This window comes from Methylobacterium marchantiae, from assembly GCF_042679825.1.
GTDB lineage: Bacteria > Pseudomonadota > Alphaproteobacteria > Rhizobiales > Beijerinckiaceae > Methylobacterium > Methylobacterium marchantiae.
Genome location: NZ_JBHTND010000011.1, coordinates 11,784 through 31,748 on the forward strand (window position 1 = coordinate 11,784; position 19,965 = coordinate 31,748).

Genomic DNA, 19,965 nt, shown 5'->3' on the forward strand with positions numbered 1-19,965 from the left:
CATAGCGGGTGACATCGACAGGGAACGGGCATGAGCCCGGCCCCGTGCGGCACCGAGACATATCAGACGATGCGCAATCCCTACGACGTGCTGGGTGTGGCCAAGGGCGCCAGCGAGGCCGACATCAAGAAGGCCTACCGCAAGCTCGCCAAGGCCTACCACCCCGACACCAACAAGAACGACGCCAAGGCCAAGGACCGGTTCTCGGAGGCCAACAGCGCCTACGAGATCCTCGGCGACGCGACGAAGCGCGCCCAGTTCGACCGCGGCGAGATCGATGCCGACGGCAAGCCCCGCGCCACCGGATTCGAAGGGTTCGGCGGCTTCGGCGGCGGGCCCGGCGGCGCCCGCGCCTCGGGCTTCGACTTCGAGGGCGCGGCGCGCGGCCGAGCCGGCGGCGGCGGCATCGGCGACGACATCTTCTCGCACCTGTTCGGCGACACGATCCGCGGCGGGGCCGGCAGGGGACCGATGAAGGGCGAGGACCTCGCCGCCGAGCTCTCCGTGACCCTGGAACAGGTGGCGAGCGAGGAGAAGCTGCGCATCTCGCTGGGTTCCCGCGACGTGGACGTGGTGGTGCCCAAGGGCGTCGTGGACGGGCAGACCATCCGCCTGCGCGGGCTCGGCGCGGCCGGCGGCCCGCGCTCCTCGCCGGGCGACGCCCTCCTGACCATCCGCATCCTGCCGCATCCGCGCTTCTCCATGGACGGGGCGGACCTGCGCACCTCCGTCGACCTGCCGCTGGAGGATGCGATCCTCGGCGGCCCGATCCGGGTGCCGACGCTGACCGGAGCGGTGGAGATGCGGGTTCCCGCCATGACGAGTTCGGGGCGGACCTTCCGCCTCAAGGGCAAGGGCCTGCCGAAGAAGGACGGAACCCGCGGCGACCTGTTCGCCACCACCGCGATCGCGCTGCCCGCCAGCGAGGACGAGACCCTCGTCGCCTATGCCAGGGACCGCCGGGCGGCGCGCGCCGGCTCTGGACAGGCGTAGGCGCGGACTTCCGTCCCCGGCACACCTCCGCTAAGGATGCCTCGGCGCGAGCGCTTCCCCCCAGGTCCGGACGGGTCCGCTCCGGCGCGCGACGGCCTCTCGCTCAGGTGACCCATGGCGGATACGAACCCGGTACACGATCACGTCGGCGGCTTGCTCGCCGGGAAATGCGGTCTGGTGCTCGGTGTCGCCAACAACCGGTCCATCGCCTGGGGCATCGCCAAGAGCGCCCATGCGCACGGCGCCAAGCTCGCCTTCAGCTACCAGGGCGATGCCCTGAAGAAGCGGGTCGAGCCCCTGGCGCGCGAGCTCGACGCCCATGTGGTCGGGCATTGCGACGTCACCGACGGCGCCTCCATCGACGCCGTCTTCGCGGAAGCCGGCCGCGTCTTCCCGCAGGGGATCGACTTCGTCGTCCATTGCATCGCCTTCTCCGACAAGGACGAGCTGACCGGCCGCTACGTGGAGACCTCGGAGGCGAACTTCACCAAGTCGCTGATGATCTCGTGCTACTCGTTCACCGCGGTGGCCCAGCGGGCGGAGAAGTTGATGCCCAATGGCGGCTCGCTCCTCACGCTCACCTATTACGGCGCCGAGAAGTGGATGCCGCATTACAACGTCATGGGCGTCGCCAAGGCCGCGCTCGAAGCCTCGGTGCGCTACCTCGCCGCCGATCTCGGACCCTCGAAGATCCGCGTCAACGCGATCTCGGCCGGACCGATCAAGACGCTCGCCGCCTCCGGCATCGGCGATTTCCGCTACATTCTCAAATGGAACGAGTACAACGCGCCCCTGCGCCGGACCGTGACCATCGAGGAGGTCGGCGAGACCGCCTCCTACCTCATCTCCGACATGTCGCGCGGCATGACCGGCGAAATCCTCCATGTGGATGCCGGCTACCACGTGGTCGGCATGAAGAACCCCGAGGCTCCCGATCTGAGGCTCGACAGCCGGGAGTGAAGCGGGCCGCGTGCGGGGGCGCGCCGCGCAGGCGGCCCTCCCCAGGGTAGGCGGGGTGTCGATCCGCGCTCCGAGGTGACGCCCCGATGAAATCCAGGCCCGCCTTCGATGACGCCGCCGTCGCCGGCCTCATCACCGCCGAACAGGCGCGGGCGCTCGCCGCCTTCTACGGCGCGAATCCGGGGCGGGCCGTCTCCTTCGATCTCACCCATGTGCTCTGGTATGCCGGCGCCCTCGTGGTGATGGGCGCGATGGGCCTGTTCTCGACCCTCGCCTTCGGGCTGATGGGCGGACCGGCGCTGACGGCCACCGCGCTGATCTACGGCGCCGGTTTCGCCGCCGCCGGGCGGCATCTGCGCAACGTCCGCGACCTGCCGGTCCCCGGCGGCCTCCTCGTCGCCTGCGCCGTCGCCATGACGCCGCTCGCCGTCTACGGCCTGCAGGAGAGCTGGGGCTGGGGAGAGCAGGGCCGGCCGGGCGCCTATCGCGAGGTGTTCGCCTGGATCAAGGGCGGATGGGTGCCGATGGAGGTGGCGACGCTGGCGGCCTCGGCGGTCGCCCTGCGCGTCACCCGCTTCGGCTTCATCACCCTGATCGCGGCGATCTCGCTCTGGTTTCTGTCCATGGATATCGGCGCCTGGGTCGCGGGTCCGGACCTCGATTGGGAGACCCGCCGGACGATCTCGCTCTGGTTCGGCCTCGGCCTCATCGGATTCGCCTGGACGGTGGACCTGCGCCAGCGACGGGCGGATTACGCGTTCTGGCTCCATCTTTCCGGCATCCTCACCTTCTGGGGCGCGCTGACCTGGCACTATGCCGACGGCGAGGCGGCCAAGGCGCTCTACGCCGCCATCAACGTCGCCCTGATCGGCCTCGCCATCTTCCTGTCGCGGCGGATCTACGCGGTGTTCGGCGCCATCGGCGTGGCGCTCTATCTCGGCGACCTGGCGAGCCGGGTCTTCGCGGATTCCCTGCTGTTCCCCTTCGCCCTGTCGCTCATCGGCCTCGGCCTGATCGGGCTCGGCATCCTCTACCAGCGCAACGCTGGACGGATCGGCGGTGCGATGAGCCGGGCGCTGCCGGAGCCGCTGAGGCGCTGGCGGCCGGGGCATGCGCACCGCCCGTGAGCGCTGCGCTCAGTCCTCCTCGTCCCCGGCGAACTCGCCCGACAGCCTCAACCCGTCGATCCAGGTGGCGCCGTCCCGTTTGATCACCCGGCGAGGCGCTACGCCGCCCTGCTCGGCGATCGCTTGCGCCAGCCGCTCCGAATGGGTCACCAGCCAGACTTGCGTGCGCCGCGACGCGGTCACGATCATCCGCGCCAGGGGATCGAGCAGGTCCGGGTGCAGGCTGGTCTCGGGCTCGTTGAGGGCGATGAACGGCGGGAGCCGGTAGGCGAGCAGGGCGCCGGCGAGGGCGAGGTAGCGGAGCGTTCCATCGGAGAGTTCGGCGGCTTCGAAGACCCGCTTCGGATAGTCGGGGAAGACCATCCCGAAGCTCGCCTCGCGGCCCGGCGACGGGATCACGAGGCGCGCGCCGGGAAAGGCGTCGGCCACCGCCTCGTCGAGATCGAGCGTATCCTGGCGGATGTGCTTCAGGGTGGCGAACACGGCGGCGAGGTCCGATCCGTCCGAGGACAGGGTCGGCGTGGTGACCGCGAGGCAGGGGCGGCGGAGCGCCGAGGCCGAGTCTGTGCGGAAATCGTGGTGGAAGCGCCAGTCGAGCAGGGCGCGCCGGACGAGGTGCAGTTCCGGAAACGCCACCGCGTCCTGGAGTGCGGCGAGGGCGGTTTCGGTGGCGAGGAGGCGCGTGCCGAGGGATCGCTTGGCGCCGTCATCGCCGCGCACGAAGCCGGCGGGCCCGTCGCGCTCCAGCATGATCGCCGGCCGCCGGCCCGACTGGACGGTGAGCCGCTCCCGCTTGATCTGCGGTTCGAGCAGGAAGGCGGCCCCGCTGGGACCGTCCTCCGACCGGGGCACCAGTCCGACCTCGATCTCGTATCCGTAGGCGACGGCCGTCGCGTCGTCGCCGAGTTCGACGGACCATCCCACCCGGACCGGGCCCTTGCCGCTGCGGCGCCCGGCCCAGGTGATCGAATCCATGCCGCCTTCCGCCGCGAGATCGCGCACCAGAGTGCCGGCAGCGGCCGATTGCAGGCATTCGAGCGAGCGATAGAGGTTGGTCTTGCCTACGCCGTTGGCACCGATGAACACGGACAGGACATCCACCGGGAAGCCGATCTGTCTGAGTGAACGATAGCCGGTGGCGGAGACGTTGCGGACAGTGAGCATGCGGTCGGTCTCCGCGAGAGTGCGGGCCAGTCGAAGCGCATGCGGCGGCGGCGATCAAGCGCCGACGACGATGACGGCCTGCCGAACCGGCAGAGGCCGCGCATCGACATCGGTCCCCTCGCCCTCAATCCGGAACCGTCAGCTCCGCGATCCCCGGCTGCGCATCCGGATAGCGCGGGTCCATCGCCTCCAGGGTGTTGGCGATGGTCCGGGCGACGAGGAGGTTGCGGTACCATTTGCGGTTGGCCGGCACCACGTGCCACGGGGCGTGCGGGGTCGAGCAGCGGCTCAGGGCGTCGGTGAAGGCCTCCTGGTAGGCGTCCCAGGATTCGCGCTCGACGAGATCGGCCGGATCGAACTTCCAGTGCTTCTGCGGATCGGCGATGCGCGCCTCGAGGCGTTCCTTCTGCTCGTCCTTCGAGATGTGCAGGAAGAACTTGAGCACGGTGACGCCGGACAGGGTCAGCATCCGCTCGAAATCGTTGATCAGGTCGTAGCGCGGCCGCCACACGCCCTCCGGCTCAAGGGATTTCACCCGCACCACGAGCACGTCCTCGTAATGGCTGCGGTTGAACACCCCGATCATGCCGCGCCCGGGCACCTTGGCGTGGTAGCGCCAGAGGAAGTCATGGTCGCGCTCCTCGGCGCTCGGCACCTTGAACGACCAGACCCGGCAGCCCTGCGGGTTCACCCCCTCGAAGACCGAGCGGATGGTCCCGTCCTTGCCGCCGGTATCGATGGCCTGGAGCACGACGAGGAGGCCGCGCCGATGCTCGGCATAGAGCCGCTCCTGCAGGTCCTGGATGCGGCCGTGCTCGACGAGAAGGGCCTGTTTGGACGCCTCCTTGTCGAGACCGCCATCGGAATCCGCATCGATGGCGGAGAGGTCGAGGGACATCCCCGGCCCCACCGTGACGATGCCCTCGGCGGCGCAGGAGGCGAGGGATGCGCTGTCGACGGGCCCGGAACGCGCGGCATGGCGAACCGCCGATCTCGCCCAGGCGGCGGAGGAAGGCGGCCGGTCCGATTCCGAACGCGTGGCATCCGACTTGCCCCCGTCCGACCTGCGCCCGGCGGAACCCCGTCCGGCGACACCGCCCCTGACAACTTGGCCCGAATGCCGCTTGCCATGCTTTTTCGACATGATCAGACTTGACCTCATACGATATACCAACGTCACGGCGGTATTGGCGCGGGTCAACCGGAATCCGGTCGGCGCCCGTGGTGCGGGGAGCTACCTTGAGGGCGACAACGATCCGCAGCCTTGGCCGTTCCGGTCTCGCTCGGCGGGAAGCGGGGCGGTTCGCATGAGCGTTCCTGCCGCATGACGCTCTACTTCATCCGACACGGCCAGACCGACTGGAACGCCACCGGCCGACTGCAGGGACAGCGGGACGTGCCCCTCAACGCCACCGGCCTCGGCCAGGCCGAGAGCGTGGCCGAACGGCTGAGCGCCGCGGCGGGGACCGATCTCCACGAGGCCGAGTTCGTGGCGAGCCCGCTCTTGCGCACCCGGCAGACCATGGAAGCGATGCGTGCCCGCCTCGATCTCGCGCCGGCGGCCTACCGCGTCGACGATCGCCTGCAGGAGATCAATTTCGGTACCTGGGAAGGGTCGACCTGGGCCGAGATCCGCCGGCGCGACGGCGGCAGCGCCCTCGCGCGGGACCGGGACCGCTGGGGTTACCGTCCGCCCGGCGAGCGTTCCGAGAGCTATGCCATGCTGGTGGACCGGGTGAGACCGGCGGTGGCGGAGATGGGCCGGCCGGCGGTGATCGTCGCCCATGGCGGGGTCGCCCGCGCGATCCTGGTGATTCTCGGCTATGCCAGCATCCGCGAGGCGCCGCGGATGGGCATCCGTCAGGGCAGCGTGCTCGTCCTCGACCGGTCCCGCTGGCGCTGGGCGTAGAACACCTTTCTCCGCGAAGAGCGGTTCTAGGCGGCTCGGCAAACGTGCTAGACGGCGCGACCACATCAGGGGCGCCGCGATTTCGGCACGATCCGGGCGCCTACCCGGCCAAACGGACGGCCTCGCAGCATCGGGGCCGGCAGCGGAGCATCGGATGAGCAGTCTCGCCGAGACAACCCGGCCTCGGGCGGAGACGCTCCTGGACAAGACGGGCTTGGACATAACGGGCCAGGACATAACGGGCCAGGACAAGACCGGTCTGGACGAAGCCGGTTCGGGCGCCACCGGAGCGCCTGCGCAGCCGGCCGTGCTGCGCGGGGAGAGCCGGCCGGACTTCATCCGCGATGAAGTCCTGGGGGAGATCTTCGCCGACAGCGCGCGCCTGCGCCCCGACCATCCGGCCATCGTCGACGGCGCGACCCGGGACGCGGCCGGCCGCCATCCGAAATTCTCCTATGCCGAGGTCGAGGCCCGCGCGGGCGCCATCGCCCGCGGCCTCGCCCATCGCGGCATCGGCCCGGGCGACGTCGTCGGCCTCTGGATGGCGCGCGGACCGGACCTGCTGATCGCCCAGATCGGCATCACGATGTCGGGAGCGGCCTGGCTGCCCTTCGACGCCGAAGCCCCCGCGGACCGCGTCGCCGTCTGCCTCGGCGATGCCGAGGCGAAGGCGCTCCTGGTCTCGCCGGCGCTCGCGCCGCAGGCGCCCGCAGGAGCCCCGGCCCTGACGCCGGAGGCGCTCCTGGCCGGGACGCCCGAGGATGCGCCCCGCCCGGACCCGCGCAAGGCCGGGCTCACCCCGGCGCATCCGGCCTACCTGATCTACACCTCCGGCTCGACCGGATTGCCCAAGGGCATCGTCATCAGCCACGCCAATATCTGCCACTTCCTGCGCTCGGGGAACGCCCTCTACGGCATGCGGCCCGACGACGTGGTGTTCCAGGGCGCCTCGGTGGCGTTCGACCTCTCCATGGAGGAGATCTGGGTTCCCTACCTCGTCGGCGCGACGCTGTTCGTGGCGAGCCCGGCGATGATGGGCGACGTCGAGGCGCTGCCCGACATCCTGACGCGGAACCGCATCACCGTCCTCGACACGGTGCCGACGCTGCTCGCCATGCTGTCGCAGACGCTGCCGAGCGTCCGCCTCGTGCTGCTGGGCGGCGAGGCCCTGCCCGAGCCCCTGGTGGCCCGCTGGGCGACGTCGTCGCGCCAGTTGTTCAACACCTATGGGCCGACCGAGGCCACCGTGGTGGCCACCGCCGCCGAGATGCGGCCGGGAGAGCCGGTGACGATCGGCGGGCCGATCCCGAACTATTCCGTCTACGTCGCCAGCGAGGGGCTGGAACTGCTCGGCCCCGGCCAGCAGGGCGAACTCCTCATCGGCGGTCCCGGCGTCGCCCGTGGCTACCTCCAGCGGCCCGAGCTGACGGCGGAGAAGTTCGTCGCCAACCCGTTCGCGTCCGACGGGACCGACCCGGTGCTCTACCGTTCGGGCGATGCGGTCTCCCTCGATGCGCGAGGGCGGATCGTCTTCCACGGCCGCATCGACGATCAGGTCAAGATCCGCGGGTTCCGGGTGGAGCTCGGCGAGATCGAATCCCGCATCCAGGCCCAGGCCGGCATCAACCAGGCGGCGGTGGTCCTGCGCCAGGACGACGGCGTCGACCGGCTCGTCGCCTTCCTGATCCCAGAGCGCGGCACGGAATTCGACAAGGCCGCGCTCCGCCACACCCTCGCCGAACAGATGCCGCCCTACATGGTGCCGGGGCATTTCGAGGTGGTGGAGGTGCTGCCGCGCCTGACCTCGGGCAAGGTCGACCGCAAGGCCCTGCGCATCGCGACGCTCACCGTCGCCGACCTCTCCGGCGAACAGGAACTGCCGGAGAACGAGACCGAGGCGGCGATGCTGGCCGCGGCCAAGCAGGTGTTCGGCAACCAGCCGATCCCGTTCGGGGCAGATTTCTTCACCGATCTCGGCGGGCATTCGCTGCTCGCCGCCCGCTTCGTCGGGGCGGTGCGCGAGGCGCCGGCCCTGGCCGCCATCACCCTGCAGGACGTCTATGCCCGGCGCACGCTGAGGGCGATGTCGGAGGCGCTGATCGAGCGCACCGGCGGCGTCGGCACGCAGATGGCGGTGCGTGACCTCGGCTTTGCCGCGCCGCCGCTCCTGCGCCGCTTCCTCTGCGGCACCGCGCAGGCGCTGGCCCTGCCCTTCGTGATCGCGCTGGCGACCTCGCAATGGCTCGGCATCTTCGTCACCTACCTGCTGCTCACCGGCGGCTCGCTCGGCTTCTTCGGCGAGATGGCGGTGCTGCTCCTCGTCTATATCGGCATCAACGCCGTCACCGCCTCCATCGCGGTGGCCGCCAAATGGCTGATCCTCGGGCGGACGAAGCCCGGCCGCTACCCGCTCTGGGGCGTCTACTATTATCGCTGGTGGCTGACGCAGCGGCTGACCCCGCTCGTCCACGTGAAGTGGCTGCAGGGCTCGCCGGCCATCGCCATCTACCTGCGGTTGCTCGGCGCCAGGATCGGCGCCGACGCGCTCATCTCGGACATCGAGGTCGGGGCGCCCGACCTTCTCAGCGTCGGGGCGGGGGCCTCTCTGGGCGGCCGCCTCGTCATCGCCAATGCCGAGATCGTCGGCAACGAACTCGTCATCGGCCCCGTCAGCATCGGTGCGGACGTCGCCATCGGCACGTCCTGCGTCATCGGCCCCGAGACCACGATCGGCGATTTCGCCGAGATCGCCGATCTCACCACCATCCCCACCGGCACCGTGGTGGGGCGGGCCGAGCAATGGGACGGCTCGCCCGGCCGCAAGGTCGGCATGGCCGACCCGGCTGACCTGCCCGAGCCCGCGCAGGCCTCTCCCCGCCGGCGCGCCGGCTTCCTCGCCGCCTACGCCTTCCTGCTCGCGGCGATCCCGGCCGTCGGCCTGCTGCCGATCTTCCCGGCCTTCTACATCTTCGACCAGCTCAGCGATTCGCTCAGCGACATCACCGACATCGACTATCACTGGTACCTGCCGCTGCTGACCTGGCCCACCGCCATGCTGATGACGGCGGGCACCGTGCTCCTCATCGCCGGCATCCGCTGGCTCGTCCTGCCGCGGGTCTCGTCGGGCACCTACTCGATCCATAGCGGCTTCTACCTGCGCAAATGGGCGGTGGCACTCGCGGCCGAGGTGACCCTGGAGACGCTCTCCTCGCTCTTCGCCACGGTCTACATGCGGGCCTGGTACCGGCTGATGGGCGCACGGATGGGGCAGGGGGCCGAGATCTCCACCAACCTCGCCGGGCGCTACGATCTCGCCGATATCGGCGCGCGCAACTTCATCGCCGACGAGGTCGTGTTCGGCGAGGAGGAGGTCCGCCGCGGCTGGATGCACATGCATCCCGTGAGCACGGGCGCCCGCGTCTTCGTCGGCAACGACGCCGTGGTGCCGCCGGGCGCCGTCATCCCCGAGGACATGCTCGTCGGCATCAAGTCGAAACCGCCCGCCAACGAGCTCATGGCGCCGGGCGAGACCTGGTTCGGCTCGCCGCCGATCAAGCTGCCCTCGCGCCAGAAGGTCGATCTCGGCTCGGACGCGCAGACCTACGAGCCGGGCATGGGCCCGAAGCTCCGCCGCGGCATCTTCGAGGCATTCTCGACCTCGTTCTCGCCGATGCTGTTCATCACCCTGGCGATCTCGGCCATCGACTTCTACTTCTACCCCGCGATCCTGGCGCAAGACTGGACCGGTCTCGCCGTCAGCTTCGTGCTGGTGAGCGTCGCCATCGCCTTCATCCAGTCCTTCACCGTGATCGGGGTGAAATGGCTGCTGATGGGGGTCTACCAGCCCGGCATGCGGCCGATGTGGTCGTGGTGGGCCATGCGCACCGAGGCCGTGGCCGTCCTCTACTGGGGGCTCGCGGGCAAGGTGCTACTCGAACACCTCGTCGGCACGCCGTTCCTGCCCTGGATGCTGCGCCTGTTCGGCGCGAAGGTGGGCCGGGGCGTCTGCATGCTCACCACCGACATCACCGAGTTCGACTGCGTCACCATCGGCGACTATTCGGTGATCAACCGGACCTCGGCGCTCCAGACCCATCTCTACGAGGACCGGATCATGAAGGTCGGCCGGGTGGTGGTGGGCGAGGGCGTCTCGGTGGGGGCGTTCTCCACCGTCCTCTACGACACCAGGGTGGGCGACTACGCGCGGCTTCGCCCGCTCACCATCGTCATGAAGGGCGAATCGATCCCGAGCCATTCGGAATGGGAGGGGGCGCCGGCGGTGCCGGTGATTCATGCGAAAGGCTAGGGATCGCATGTCGGGTGTCGACCCTTCCGGTTGGAAGGCAAACGGAATCCTGTAGGATGGCGCGATGAACGACATGGCGCCCGTTTCCCTTCCAAACCCGCAGGGCCTCGTGGGGACGTGGCGCCGGTTCGGGCAGGTCGGTCCCGTCTACGAGATCGTCAGCGTGGGCGATGCGCGGCCGGATGGCGACTGGATGATGCGGGTCCGCGTGCTGGAGACCGGCGAAGAGATCGATTACCGCCTCGCCGATGTCCTGGACGATCCCAGGGAGCGATGATGTTCGCGATCGCGTTCGATCTCGTGGTCGCAGAGGCTCAGGTTCATCATCCCAAAGGCGTGTCGCAGGCCTATAGCGACATACGGACCACCCTCTCAGGGCATGGTTTCGACTGGGTGCAGGGCAGTCTCTACACCAGCAAGGACGAAGATCTGGCCAAGCTGTTCTCGGCCATCATGGCTTTGAAGAGCCTGACATGGTTTCCGCAATCGGTGCGCGACATCCGGGCCTTCCGCGTCGAGCAATGGTCGGATTTTACCCCCTCGATCAAGAGCTAGGGAAGCTCGCGCCCTTCCGGCCGAGCGCCGGGCATGACCTGCCCTCCGATCAACAAAAAGCCGGCGGAGCTTGGCGCTACGCCGGCTTTTGGAAGTAAGTCGCGGGCGACCTATCGACTTCGTTCGCCCGTCTCAGCCCGCCTGATCCTTCGGGCCGAGCCGCTTGTCGAGATAGGTGTCCACGGTCTGGGTCAGCTCGTCGACCTTGCCGTCGAAGAAGTGGTTGGCGCCCTCCACCATCTGGTGCTCGATGATGACGCCCTTCTGGGTCTTCACCTTCTCGATCACCGGCATGACCTCGCGGGCCGGGGCGACGCGGTCCTCTGAGCCGTGCACGAACAGGCCCGAGGACGGGCAGGGGGCCAGGAAGGTGAAGTCGTAGCGGTTGGCCATGGCGGCGATGGAGATGAAGCCCTCGATCTCCGGACGGCGCATCAGCAGCTGCATGCCGATCCACGAACCGAACGAGACGCCGGCGATCCAGCAGGCCCGCGCCTCGGGATTGACCGACTGCACCCAGTCGAGGGCCGAGGCCGCATCGGACAATTCGCCGGTGCCGTGGTCGAAATTGCCCTGGCTGCGGCCGACGCCGCGGAAATTGAAGCGCAGGGCCGCGAAGCCGCGATTGGCGAAGGTGTAGAAAAGATTGTACACGATCTGATTGTTCATCGTGCCCCCGAACTGGGGGTGCGGATGCAGCACGATCGCGATCGGCGCGCCTTTCTTCTTGGGCGCCTGGTAGCGCCCCTCGAGACGGCCGGCGGGACCGGTGAAGATGACTTCGGGCATGGTCTGTCCAAAACTCCTGGCGCCGCAGTGAGAGGGCAACCCATCCTTGTCGGCCAACGCGCCTTGACTCGCTGCGCCGCACTCTTAAAAACGCTCTTAGAATAATTCTAGGTCATTAGAACTATTCTAAACTAGATCGTTTCGAGGAACCTCGGATCGGTCGCCTCCCGAAGCTCGGCGCTTGGCGAAGACGTGTCGTTCCGGCGCCTTAGCATGATGACGGGGGGCAAAAGCAAGGAAATGTCGGTTCGGACCTTGACCAACGCATGAGTCTTTCGCGCGCCTATCTCGATCACAACGCGACATCTCCGGTTCGTCCGGAGGTGGTGGCCGCGGTCGTGCGCGCGCTGGAACTGCCGGGCAACCCCTCGTCGATCCACCGGGAAGGCCGCGCGGCCAAGGGGGCCCTGGAGGCGGCGCGCGCGCGTGTCGCCGCCCTGGTCGGTGCAGGCCGAGGCCGCGTGGTCTTCACCAGCGGCGGGACCGAGGCCGCCAATGCGGTGCTGTCAGGTGCGCTGACCAGGGTCGGATACCCTGCGCCGACGCGGCTCCTGATCGGCGCTACCGAACATCCCTGTGTCTCGGCGGGGCATCGCTTCCCGCCGGAAACCGTCGAGATCGTACCCGTCGACGGGACCGGCCTGATCGATCTCGCGGCCCTGGAACGGAGCCTGGAGCGCGCGGGAGATGAGGCCGTGCTGATCTCGGTCCACGCCGCCAACAACGAGACCGGCGTGATCCAGCCCCTCGCCGCGGTCGTCGCCCTCGCCAAGGCACATGGCCGCGCCCTCGTCCATAGCGACGCGGTGCAGGCGGTGGGGAAGATGCCCCTGGATGTGGAGGCGCTCGGCCTCGATGCCCTCACCCTGTCCGGACACAAATTCGCCGCGCCGAAGGGCACGGGCGCGATCGTACTGGCCGAGGGCGTCGTCCTCGACCGGGCCTTCATCCGCGGCGGCGGCCAGGAAGCGCGCCAGCGCTGCGGCACCGAGAACCTGCCCGGCCTCGCCGGCCTGGGCGAGGCCGCGCGAATCGCCCGTGCCCGCCTCGCCGGCATCGATGCAGGTCTTCGGGATTTAAGTCTTCGGGATTCCGTCGAGGCCGCCCTGCTCGCGATCGCCCCGGATGCCGTCGTGTTCGGGAGCGGCGCGCCGCGCCTTCCCAATACCCTGTGCTTTTCCGTGCCCGGTCTCGATGCGGCGACCGCCCTGATGGCGCTGGATCTTGCCGGCGTCGCGATCTCGTCCGGGTCGGCCTGCTCCTCGGGCAAGGTCGCCCGATCCTCGGTTCTGGCGGCGATGGGGGTGAGCCCCGCGCTGGCCGCGGGGGCGCTGCGCGTCAGTTTCGGGTGGAACAGCGAGGAAAGCGACGGTGCGCGCTTCCTCACGGCCTTCGAACGCCACGTGGCGACCCTATATCAACGGCGAGGGTACGCGGCCTGACGTGCCGCCCGTCCCAAGCCATCCTCTCGCGAAAACCCCCGGCCCTTGAATCCGGGGAGCCCAGGAGACGTATCATGCCTGCAGTGCAGGAAACCATCGACCGGGTCCGCTCGATCGACCTCGACCAGTACAAGTACGGGTTCGAGACCACGATCGAGATGGAGAAGTCCGAGAAGGGCATCTCCGAGGACGTGGTGCGCTTCATCTCGGCCAAGAAGGACGAGCCCGAATGGATGCTGGCCTGGCGCCTCGACGCCTACAAGCGCTGGCAGACCATGAAGGAGCCCGAATGGGCCCGCGTCGAGTACGACAAGGTCGATTACAAGGACATCTACTACTACGCGGCTCCGAAGCGCCCGGCCGCGATGTCCCTCGACGAGATCGATCCGGAGATCCTGAAGACCTACGAAAAGCTCGGCATTCCGCTTCGCGAGGTCGAGGTGCTGGAGGGCATCGCCCCCGAGCGCCGGGTCGCGGTCGACGCGGTGTTCGACTCGGTCTCGGTGGCCACCACCTTCAAGGCCGAGCTGTCGAAGGCCGGCGTGATCTTCATGCCGATCTCGGAGGCGATCCGCGAGTATCCGGACCTGGTGCGCAAGTATCTCGGCTCGGTCGTGCCCGTGACCGACAACTTCTTCGCGACCCTGAACTCGGCCGTCTTCTCCGACGGCTCGTTCGTCTACATCCCGCCGGGCGTGCGCTGCCCGATGGAGCTGTCGACCTATTTCCGCATCAACGAGCGCGATACCGGCCAGTTCGAGCGCACCCTCATCATCGCCGACAAGGGTAGCTACGTCTCGTATCTCGAGGGCTGCACCGCCCCGAAGCGCGACGACAACCAGCTCCACGCCGCCGTGGTCGAGCTCGTCGCCCTGGATGACGCCGAGATCAAGTACTCGACGGTGCAGAACTGGTACCCCGGGGACAACGAGGGCAAGGGCGGCATCTACAACTTCGTGACGAAGCGCGGCGATTGCCGCGGCGCCAACTCGAAGATCTCGTGGACGCAGGTGGAGACCGGCTCGGCGATCACCTGGAAGTACCCGTCCTGCATCCTGCGCGGCGACAATTCCCGCGGCGAGTTCTACTCGATCGCGGTGTCGAACGGCATGCAGCAGGTCGATTCCGGCACCAAGATGATCCATCTCGGCAAGAACACGACGAGCCGGATCATCTCGAAGGGCATCTCGGCCGGGCGCTCGCAGAACACCTACCGGGGCCTCGTCTCGGCGCACCGCAAGGCCACGGGCGCGCGCAACTTCACCAACTGCGACTCGCTCCTCATCGGCGACCAGTGCGGCGCGCACACCGTGCCGTATATCGAGTCGAAGAATTCCTCCGCGCAGTTCGAGCACGAGGCCACCACCTCGAAGATCTCCGAGGACCAGATGTTCTACTGTCAGCAGCGCGGCCTCTCCAACGAGGAGGCGACCGCGCTCATCGTCAACGGCTTCGTCCGCGACGTGCTGCAGCAGCTGCCGATGGAGTTCGCCGTCGAGGCCCAGAAGCTGATCTCGATCAGCCTCGAAGGCTCGGTGGGCTGAGAGGACGTCATGGCCTTCGCGTTCGACACCCTCAAGTTATGCAACGCCTCGAACAGGTCGGTGTCGGACGCGAGCAGGCCATCGCGCACGCCGAGTTGGCCAGAGACATGATCATCGCCGATTCTGCGACCAGGGCGGATTTGGTCGATCTGGAAAAGGTCCTGCGATCGGACCTCAAGTCTTTCAAATCCGAGATCGATAACTCGCTCCGCGAACTCGAACTCCGCATGACCGTGAGGCTCGGGGCGATCATCGGCGCTGCCGTCGCCGTCATCGCCGCACTTCAGAAATTCCTCTGACGCCCCGGCCCATCCCGGGGACCAACGTCAGGCATCGAAACCAGGACTACACTCAGATGATCGAAATCAAGAACCTCACCGTCGCCATCGAAGACAAGCAGATCCTCAACGGCCTCAACCTCACGGTGAACGACGGCGAGGTCGCCGCCATCATGGGGCCGAACGGCTCGGGCAAGTCGACCCTGTCCTACGTCATCGCCGGTAAGGAGGATTACGAGGTCACAAGCGGCGAGATCCTGCTCGACGGCGTGAACATCCTCGAAATGTCGCCGGACGAGCGCGCCGCGAGCGGCGTGTTCCTGGCCTTCCAGTACCCGCTGGAGATCCCGGGCGTCGGCACCATGACCTTCCTCAAGGCGACGCTCAACGCCCAGCGCCGGGCGCGCGGCGAGGGCGAGCTCTCCACCCCTGACTTCATCCGCAAGGTGAACGCGGCGGCCGAGAAGCTGGAGATCAACAAGGAGATGCTCAAGCGCGCGCTCAATGTCGGGTTTTCCGGCGGCGAGAAGAAGCGCATGGAGATCCTGCAGATGGCCCTGCTGGAGCCGAAGTTCTGCGTCCTCGACGAGACCGATTCCGGCCTCGACATCGATGCCCTGCGCATCGTCTCCGGCGGCGTGAACGCGCTGCGCGCGCAGGGGCGCTCGTTCCTCGTCATCACCCACTACCAGCGCCTGCTCGACTACATCGTGCCGGACGTGGTCCACGTGATGTCGCAGGGGCAGATCGTGAAGTCGGGCGACAAGGACCTCGCCAAGGCCCTCGAAGCCTCCGGCTACGCCGAGTACCGCACGAACGAGGCCGCCTGATATGGCCGACATCACTCCCCTGCGCACGGCGGCCGAGACCGGCCTGACCAAGCTCTTCGAAGCCACGAAGATGAAATACCCCACGGGCGTGTCCATCGCCCGCGAGGAGGCGTTCCGCTACTTCGAGGCCGTCGGCCTGCCGACCCGCCGCGTCGAGGCGTTCAAGTACACGGACCTGCGCTCGGCGTTCCGCGACGCGGCCCATCCGGCGGAGATGCCCTCGGCCGAGACCGCCAAGGCCGCCGTGGCCCAAGCCAAGGGCTTTGCCGGGATCGAGGCCGTGCGCCTCACCTTCGTCAACGGCCACCTGATCGAGGCCGAATCCGACCTCGGCCGCATCCCGGCCGGCGTCACGTTCACGCCGCTGACCCGGGCGCTCACCGAGGGCCACGCGCTCCTCGACCGGCTCACCCCCGTGCGCCAGGCCTCCGAGAACCCGATCTACCAGCTCAACACCGCCTTCCTGGCGGATGGCGCGCTGATCGCCGCGGAGGCCGGCGCCAAGGTCGAGGTTCCGCTGCACCTGCGCTTCATCGGCACCGGAACGGAGGCCTACTCCACCGCCACCCGTACCCTCGTGGTGCTGGGGGAGGGCGCCGAGATCACGGTGCTGGAGAGCCATGAGGGGCCGGACGGCGTCGCCTACCAGCCCAACGACGCCCTCGACGTGACGGTGGCCGACAACGCCACCTTCCGGCACGCCCGCCTCAACGCGGAAGGCCGCGAGGCCGTGGCGCTCTCGACTTTCTCCGTCAAGCTCGGCGCAGCGTCGGCGGTGGAGACCGTCAACGTCGTCGTCGGCGCCGTGCTCTCGCGCCATCAGGTCTACCTGAACTTCGCCGGGGCCGATGCCCGCGCGGTGGTAAACGGGGCGGCCATGCTCAACGGCCGGCAGCTCGCCGACACCACCTTCCTGGCCGACCACGCTGCCACCGGCGGGGTCAGCCGCGAGCTGTTCAAGACCGTGGTGGACGGCGAGGCCACGGGCGTGTTCCAGGGCAAGATCATCGTCCAGCAGGCGGCCCAGCAGACCGACGGCAAGATGATGTCGGCCTGCCTCATCCTGTCCGACGAGGGCCAGATGATGAACAAGCCCGAGCTGGAGATCTTCGCCGACGACGTCGCCTGCGGCCACGGCGCCACCTGCGGCGCCCTCGACGACGATCTGCTGTTCTACCTGATGCAGCGCGGGCTGCCGAAGGCGGAAGCCGAGAGCCTGCTGGTCCAGGCCTTCCTCGGCGCCGCCATCGAGTCGGTCGGCCACGACGGCGCTCGCGAGGCGCTGATCGCGACCGTCGAGGCGTGGCTGAAGGCGCGGAGCTAGACAAAGATGGATATCGGCCTCGAAGACGAGGCCGATATCCAAATGCCCGCCCCACCCCGCGACCTCATCCTGAGGTGCCGGAGCGCAGCGGAGGCCTCGAAGGAGGGCTCCAGTTCGCGTAGCGGGTTCTGGAGTCCTCCTTCGAGGCTGCTGCGCAGCACCTCAGGATGAGGAACAGGGTGGGTTCGTCACCCGACTCCTTTTGGAAAGTCGAGACATGAACGCACCCGTCCTCACCCAGTCACAAGATCTCCGGCCCCAAGATTCCTGGCCCCAAGATTCCCAGCCCTACGACGTCGCGGCGCTCCGGGCCCAGTTCCCGATCCTGTCGCAGAAGGTCTACGGCCGGCCGCTGGTCTATCTCGACAACGCGGCCTCGTCGCAGAAGCCGCGCGCGGTCATCGACGCGATGGTGAACTGCATGGAGACGGGCTACGCCAACGTCCATCGCGGGCTGCATTTCATGGCCAATGCCGCCACCGAAGGGTTCGAGGGCGCGCGCGAGACCACGCGGCAATTCCTCAACGCCGACTCCACCGACGAGATCATCTTCACCCGCAACGCCACCGAGGCCTATAACCTCGTGGCCTCGTCGATGGGACTGCTCGGCCAGATCGGGGAGGGGGACGAGATCATCCTCTCGATCATGGAACACCATTCCAACATCGTGCCCTGGCACTTTTTGCGCGAGCGGCGCGGCGCCGTCATCAAGTGGGCCCCCGTCGACGACGCGGGCAATTTCCTGGTCGACGAGTACGAAAAGCTCTTCACCGCGCGGACAAAAATGGTGGCGATCACCCACATGTCGAATGTGCTCGGCACGGTGACGCCGGCCGCCGAGATCGTGCGCATCGCCCATGCGCACGGGGTGCCGGTGCTCCTCGACGGGGCGCAGAGCGCGGTGCACCAGCCCATCGACGTGAAGGCGCTCGATTGCGACTTCTTCGTCTTCACCGGCCACAAGGTCTACGGTCCCACCGGGATCGGCGTGCTCTACGGCAAGAAGGAGTGGCTGGAGCGCCTGCCCCCCTACCAGGGCGGCGGCGAGATGATCCGCACCGTCTCCGAGGACACGATCACCTATAACGACCCGCCCCACCGGTTCGAGGCCGGCACCCCGGCGATCGTCGAGGCAGTGGGCCTCGGCGCCGCGCTGGAATTCATGATGGGTGTCGGCCGCGACCGGATCGCCGCGCACGAGGCGTCCCTCCTCGCCTACGCGCAGGAACGGCTCGGCGCCATGAATTCCGTGCGGATGATCGGCACCGCCAAGGGCAAGGGCGGCGTCATCGCCTTCGAGATGAAGGGGGCCCATGCCCACGACATCGCGACCATCATCGACCGCTACGGCGTCGCCATCCGGGCCGGTACCCATTGCGCCATGCCGCTGCTCACGCGATTCGGCGCGACATCCACCTGTCGCGCGTCGTTCGGCCTGTATAATACCCATGACGAAGTGGACGCCCTCGCCGAGGCCCTGGCCAAGGCCGAGATGATGTTCGCCTGACAACCGCATGAGCGGCGCTAGCGCGACCGCGCGCCGCCGCTCATGCGGCGGATCTCGCGGATCGAAGACGATCCGCGACACCGAACGACGAGGACAGCATCATGAGCGACGCCGCCATCACCGGAGGGGCCAACACCCCCGCCATCGCCAGCGACTCGGCGATCCCGCCGGAAGAGCTCGACCGCCTGACCGACGATATCGTCGCGGCGCTGAAGAGCGTCTACGACCCCGAAATCCCGGCCGACATCTACGAGCTCGGCCTGATCTACAAGGTCGACATCGCCGACGACCGCAAGGTCGCCATCGACATGACGCTGACCGCTCCCGGCTGTCCCGTGGCCGGCGAGATGCCGGGCTGGGTCGAGACGGCGGTGGCCGCCGTGCCGGGCGTGCAGGCCTGCGCCGTCACCATGGTGTTCGACCCGCCGTGGGACCAGAGCCGCATGTCCGACGAGGCCCGCGTCGCGCTGGACATGTGGTAGGGCGCCCTCAGCCGATCGGTGCCTCCCGGTGCGGAGCGAACGTCATGCCGTCGTACACATCCGACATCAACAGACGTGCTCCGATGATCGGCAGATCGATGATCTCATCTCTCGCCTCGAAGGCCTGCGTCACCCACGCCTCGCCGTCGCGTCGATACAGTGTCGCGCTGGGCCACCGGGTCTCCACGAGCAGGATGTAGGCGATCGTCGGATGACGCTTGTACTCCTCCAGCTTCCGGAAACGATCGATGGTGCTCGTCGAGGGTGACAGCACCTCGACGACGAGCCGGGGTGAACGGCTCTCGTAGCTGTCCAGGATCAGCTCGCCGCATTCCACGGTCACGTCCGGCCGGCGCAATGTCGCGATGCCCGTGCGCAGACCGATATCGTCCGTCATCGGCCGACACCCCGTTCCGCGAAGCTGGCCATGGAGGGCGGCGATGATATTCACGGTCGCACGGTCGTGTTGCGCGCTGGCCCCCGTCATCATCTTCACGTGCGGGACCGGCACGCCGTCGACGAGTTCATAGAGGACATCCTGGCGTTGCTGCCAGTCGAAGAATTCTTCCACGCTCATCAAGCGTCGTGCCGTCTGTGCCATGAAACCCGCCCTCGGCCGGCCATGACGATAGCATAGTCCGAAGACCGCCGGCCGGTGCCGCATGACGACAGTGGACCGCGGCCTCCGCCATCCTTATCTTAACGACGTACCATCATCCTCAACCGCCCGGGCCTTGAACCCGGCTGCCGGAGAG

At 68.1% G+C, this 19,965-nt stretch carries 18 protein-coding genes; 14 read left to right on the forward strand and 4 right to left on the reverse strand.

What is annotated here, in order from left to right; translation table 11 throughout:
• The first annotated feature begins 69 nt into the window (after positions 1-69).
• The 3 genes from ACFQ4G_RS09805 (at position 70) to ACFQ4G_RS09815 (ending at position 3,080) form a co-directional block, all read left to right on the forward strand.
• A complete protein-coding gene (locus tag ACFQ4G_RS09805) occupies positions 70-993 on the forward strand; it encodes a DnaJ C-terminal domain-containing protein (protein WP_238202539.1) in 924 nt (307 codons plus the stop codon).
• A gap of 114 nt (positions 994-1,107) precedes the next feature.
• Entirely contained in the window at positions 1,108-1,953 is an 846-nt protein-coding gene (fabI, locus tag ACFQ4G_RS09810; protein ID WP_238202216.1) for an enoyl-ACP reductase FabI, read from the forward strand.
• A gap of 86 nt (positions 1,954-2,039) precedes the next feature.
• On the forward strand, positions 2,040-3,080 hold the full coding sequence (locus tag ACFQ4G_RS09815; protein ID WP_238202224.1) for a hypothetical protein: 1,041 nt from the start codon (positions 2,040-2,042) through the stop codon (positions 3,078-3,080).
• A gap of 9 nt (positions 3,081-3,089) precedes the next feature.
• On the opposite strand, the gene ACFQ4G_RS09820 is transcribed toward ACFQ4G_RS09815, so the two are convergent.
• Both ACFQ4G_RS09820 and ACFQ4G_RS09825 read right to left on the reverse strand, forming a co-directional pair.
• The gene (locus tag ACFQ4G_RS09820) at positions 3,090-4,244 is read right to left on the reverse strand and encodes an AAA family ATPase (protein WP_238202226.1); all 1,155 of its coding nucleotides are present in this window, start codon (positions 4,242-4,244) and stop codon (positions 3,090-3,092) included.
• A 124-nt stretch (positions 4,245-4,368) separates the two neighbouring features.
• Complete coding sequence (locus ACFQ4G_RS09825; protein ID WP_238202228.1) at positions 4,369-5,388, reverse strand: polyphosphate kinase 2 family protein; 1,020 nt, start codon at positions 5,386-5,388, stop codon at positions 4,369-4,371.
• 180 nt (positions 5,389-5,568) lie between these two features.
• Between ACFQ4G_RS09825 and ACFQ4G_RS09830 the strand changes: the two genes are divergently transcribed.
• From ACFQ4G_RS09830 to ACFQ4G_RS09845, 4 genes are all read left to right on the forward strand, one after another.
• Positions 5,569-6,153, forward strand: coding sequence for a histidine phosphatase family protein (locus tag ACFQ4G_RS09830; protein WP_238202230.1), 585 nt, complete (start codon positions 5,569-5,571; stop codon positions 6,151-6,153).
• Between the two features lie 154 nt (positions 6,154-6,307).
• Positions 6,308-10,459, forward strand: coding sequence for a Pls/PosA family non-ribosomal peptide synthetase (locus tag ACFQ4G_RS09835; RefSeq protein WP_238202232.1), 4,152 nt, complete (start codon positions 6,308-6,310; stop codon positions 10,457-10,459).
• Positions 10,460-10,523: 64 nt separating this feature from the next.
• Positions 10,524-10,736: a DUF5397 family protein gene (locus ACFQ4G_RS09840; protein WP_238202234.1), complete on the forward strand. Its 213-nt coding sequence runs from the start codon at positions 10,524-10,526 to the stop codon at positions 10,734-10,736.
• Positions 10,733-11,014, forward strand: a complete 282-nt coding sequence (locus ACFQ4G_RS09845) for a virulence factor (protein ID WP_379040129.1) — start codon at positions 10,733-10,735, stop codon at positions 11,012-11,014. The genes ACFQ4G_RS09840 and ACFQ4G_RS09845 overlap by 4 nt, the downstream gene beginning before the upstream one ends.
• 132 nt (positions 11,015-11,146) lie before the next feature.
• Here ACFQ4G_RS09845 and ACFQ4G_RS09850 read toward each other — a convergent pair whose 3' ends face one another.
• Complete coding sequence (locus ACFQ4G_RS09850) at positions 11,147-11,803, reverse strand: alpha/beta hydrolase (RefSeq protein ID WP_238202236.1); 657 nt, start codon at positions 11,801-11,803, stop codon at positions 11,147-11,149.
• 266 nt (positions 11,804-12,069) lie between these two features.
• Between ACFQ4G_RS09850 and ACFQ4G_RS09855 the strand changes: the two genes are divergently transcribed.
• The 7 genes from ACFQ4G_RS09855 to ACFQ4G_RS09885 all read left to right on the forward strand — a co-directional run bounded on the left by ACFQ4G_RS09855 (position 12,070) and on the right by ACFQ4G_RS09885 (position 19,210).
• Positions 12,070-13,245 carry a cysteine desulfurase family protein gene (locus tag ACFQ4G_RS09855; protein WP_238202238.1) on the forward strand — a complete coding sequence of 392 codons (1,176 nt, stop codon included), beginning with the start codon at positions 12,070-12,072 and terminating at the stop codon, positions 13,243-13,245.
• Positions 13,246-13,319: 74 nt separating this feature from the next.
• Positions 13,320-14,789 carry a Fe-S cluster assembly protein SufB gene (sufB, locus tag ACFQ4G_RS09860; RefSeq protein ID WP_238202240.1) on the forward strand — a complete coding sequence of 490 codons (1,470 nt, stop codon included), beginning with the start codon at positions 13,320-13,322 and terminating at the stop codon, positions 14,787-14,789.
• A gap of 38 nt (positions 14,790-14,827) precedes the next feature.
• The gene (locus ACFQ4G_RS09865) at positions 14,828-15,088 is read left to right on the forward strand and encodes a DUF1640 domain-containing protein (RefSeq protein ID WP_238202241.1); all 261 of its coding nucleotides are present in this window, start codon (positions 14,828-14,830) and stop codon (positions 15,086-15,088) included.
• A 56-nt stretch (positions 15,089-15,144) separates the two neighbouring features.
• Entirely contained in the window at positions 15,145-15,897 is a 753-nt protein-coding gene (sufC, locus tag ACFQ4G_RS09870; protein ID WP_238202243.1) for a Fe-S cluster assembly ATPase SufC, read from the forward strand.
• A gap of 1 nt (position 15,898) precedes the next feature.
• A complete protein-coding gene (gene sufD, locus ACFQ4G_RS09875; protein ID WP_238202245.1) occupies positions 15,899-17,221 on the forward strand; it encodes a Fe-S cluster assembly protein SufD in 1,323 nt (440 codons plus the stop codon).
• A 217-nt stretch (positions 17,222-17,438) separates the two neighbouring features.
• Complete coding sequence (locus tag ACFQ4G_RS09880; RefSeq protein WP_238202246.1) at positions 17,439-18,728, forward strand: cysteine desulfurase; 1,290 nt, start codon at positions 17,439-17,441, stop codon at positions 18,726-18,728.
• Between the two features lie 101 nt (positions 18,729-18,829).
• Entirely contained in the window at positions 18,830-19,210 is a 381-nt protein-coding gene (locus ACFQ4G_RS09885; RefSeq protein ID WP_238202248.1) for an SUF system Fe-S cluster assembly protein, read from the forward strand.
• A gap of 7 nt (positions 19,211-19,217) precedes the next feature.
• Here ACFQ4G_RS09885 and ACFQ4G_RS09890 read toward each other — a convergent pair whose 3' ends face one another.
• Positions 19,218-19,811 carry a Uma2 family endonuclease gene (locus tag ACFQ4G_RS09890; protein ID WP_238202256.1) on the reverse strand — a complete coding sequence of 198 codons (594 nt, stop codon included), beginning with the start codon at positions 19,809-19,811 and terminating at the stop codon, positions 19,218-19,220.
• Positions 19,812-19,965 lie beyond the last annotated feature (154 nt).

Bases quoted from the DNA above. Each gene is read 5' to 3' on its own strand.
- ACFQ4G_RS09805 (WP_238202539.1), top strand. From the start codon at position 70: ATGCGCAATCCCTACGACGTGCTGGGTGTGGCCAAGGGCGCCAGCGAG.
- fabI (WP_238202216.1), top strand. From the start codon at position 1,108: ATGGCGGATACGAACCCGGTACACGATCACGTCGGCGGCTTGCTCGCC.
- ACFQ4G_RS09815 (WP_238202224.1), top strand. From the start codon at position 2,040: ATGAAATCCAGGCCCGCCTTCGATGACGCCGCCGTCGCCGGCCTCATC.
- ACFQ4G_RS09820 (WP_238202226.1), bottom strand. From the start codon at position 4,244: ATGCTCACTGTCCGCAACGTCTCCGCCACCGGCTATCGTTCACTCAGA.
- ACFQ4G_RS09825 (WP_238202228.1), bottom strand. From the start codon at position 5,388: ATGTCGAAAAAGCATGGCAAGCGGCATTCGGGCCAAGTTGTCAGGGGC.
- ACFQ4G_RS09830 (WP_238202230.1), top strand. From the start codon at position 5,569: ATGACGCTCTACTTCATCCGACACGGCCAGACCGACTGGAACGCCACC.
- ACFQ4G_RS09835 (WP_238202232.1), top strand. From the start codon at position 6,308: ATGAGCAGTCTCGCCGAGACAACCCGGCCTCGGGCGGAGACGCTCCTG.
- ACFQ4G_RS09840 (WP_238202234.1), top strand. From the start codon at position 10,524: ATGAACGACATGGCGCCCGTTTCCCTTCCAAACCCGCAGGGCCTCGTG.
- ACFQ4G_RS09845 (WP_379040129.1), top strand. From the start codon at position 10,733: ATGATGTTCGCGATCGCGTTCGATCTCGTGGTCGCAGAGGCTCAGGTT.
- ACFQ4G_RS09850 (WP_238202236.1), bottom strand. From the start codon at position 11,803: ATGCCCGAAGTCATCTTCACCGGTCCCGCCGGCCGTCTCGAGGGGCGC.
- ACFQ4G_RS09855 (WP_238202238.1), top strand. From the start codon at position 12,070: ATGAGTCTTTCGCGCGCCTATCTCGATCACAACGCGACATCTCCGGTT.
- sufB (WP_238202240.1), top strand. From the start codon at position 13,320: ATGCCTGCAGTGCAGGAAACCATCGACCGGGTCCGCTCGATCGACCTC.
- ACFQ4G_RS09865 (WP_238202241.1), top strand. From the start codon at position 14,828: ATGCAACGCCTCGAACAGGTCGGTGTCGGACGCGAGCAGGCCATCGCG.
- sufC (WP_238202243.1), top strand. From the start codon at position 15,145: ATGATCGAAATCAAGAACCTCACCGTCGCCATCGAAGACAAGCAGATC.
- sufD (WP_238202245.1), top strand. From the start codon at position 15,899: ATGGCCGACATCACTCCCCTGCGCACGGCGGCCGAGACCGGCCTGACC.
- ACFQ4G_RS09880 (WP_238202246.1), top strand. From the start codon at position 17,439: ATGAACGCACCCGTCCTCACCCAGTCACAAGATCTCCGGCCCCAAGAT.
- ACFQ4G_RS09885 (WP_238202248.1), top strand. From the start codon at position 18,830: ATGAGCGACGCCGCCATCACCGGAGGGGCCAACACCCCCGCCATCGCC.
- ACFQ4G_RS09890 (WP_238202256.1), bottom strand. From the start codon at position 19,811: ATGGCACAGACGGCACGACGCTTGATGAGCGTGGAAGAATTCTTCGAC.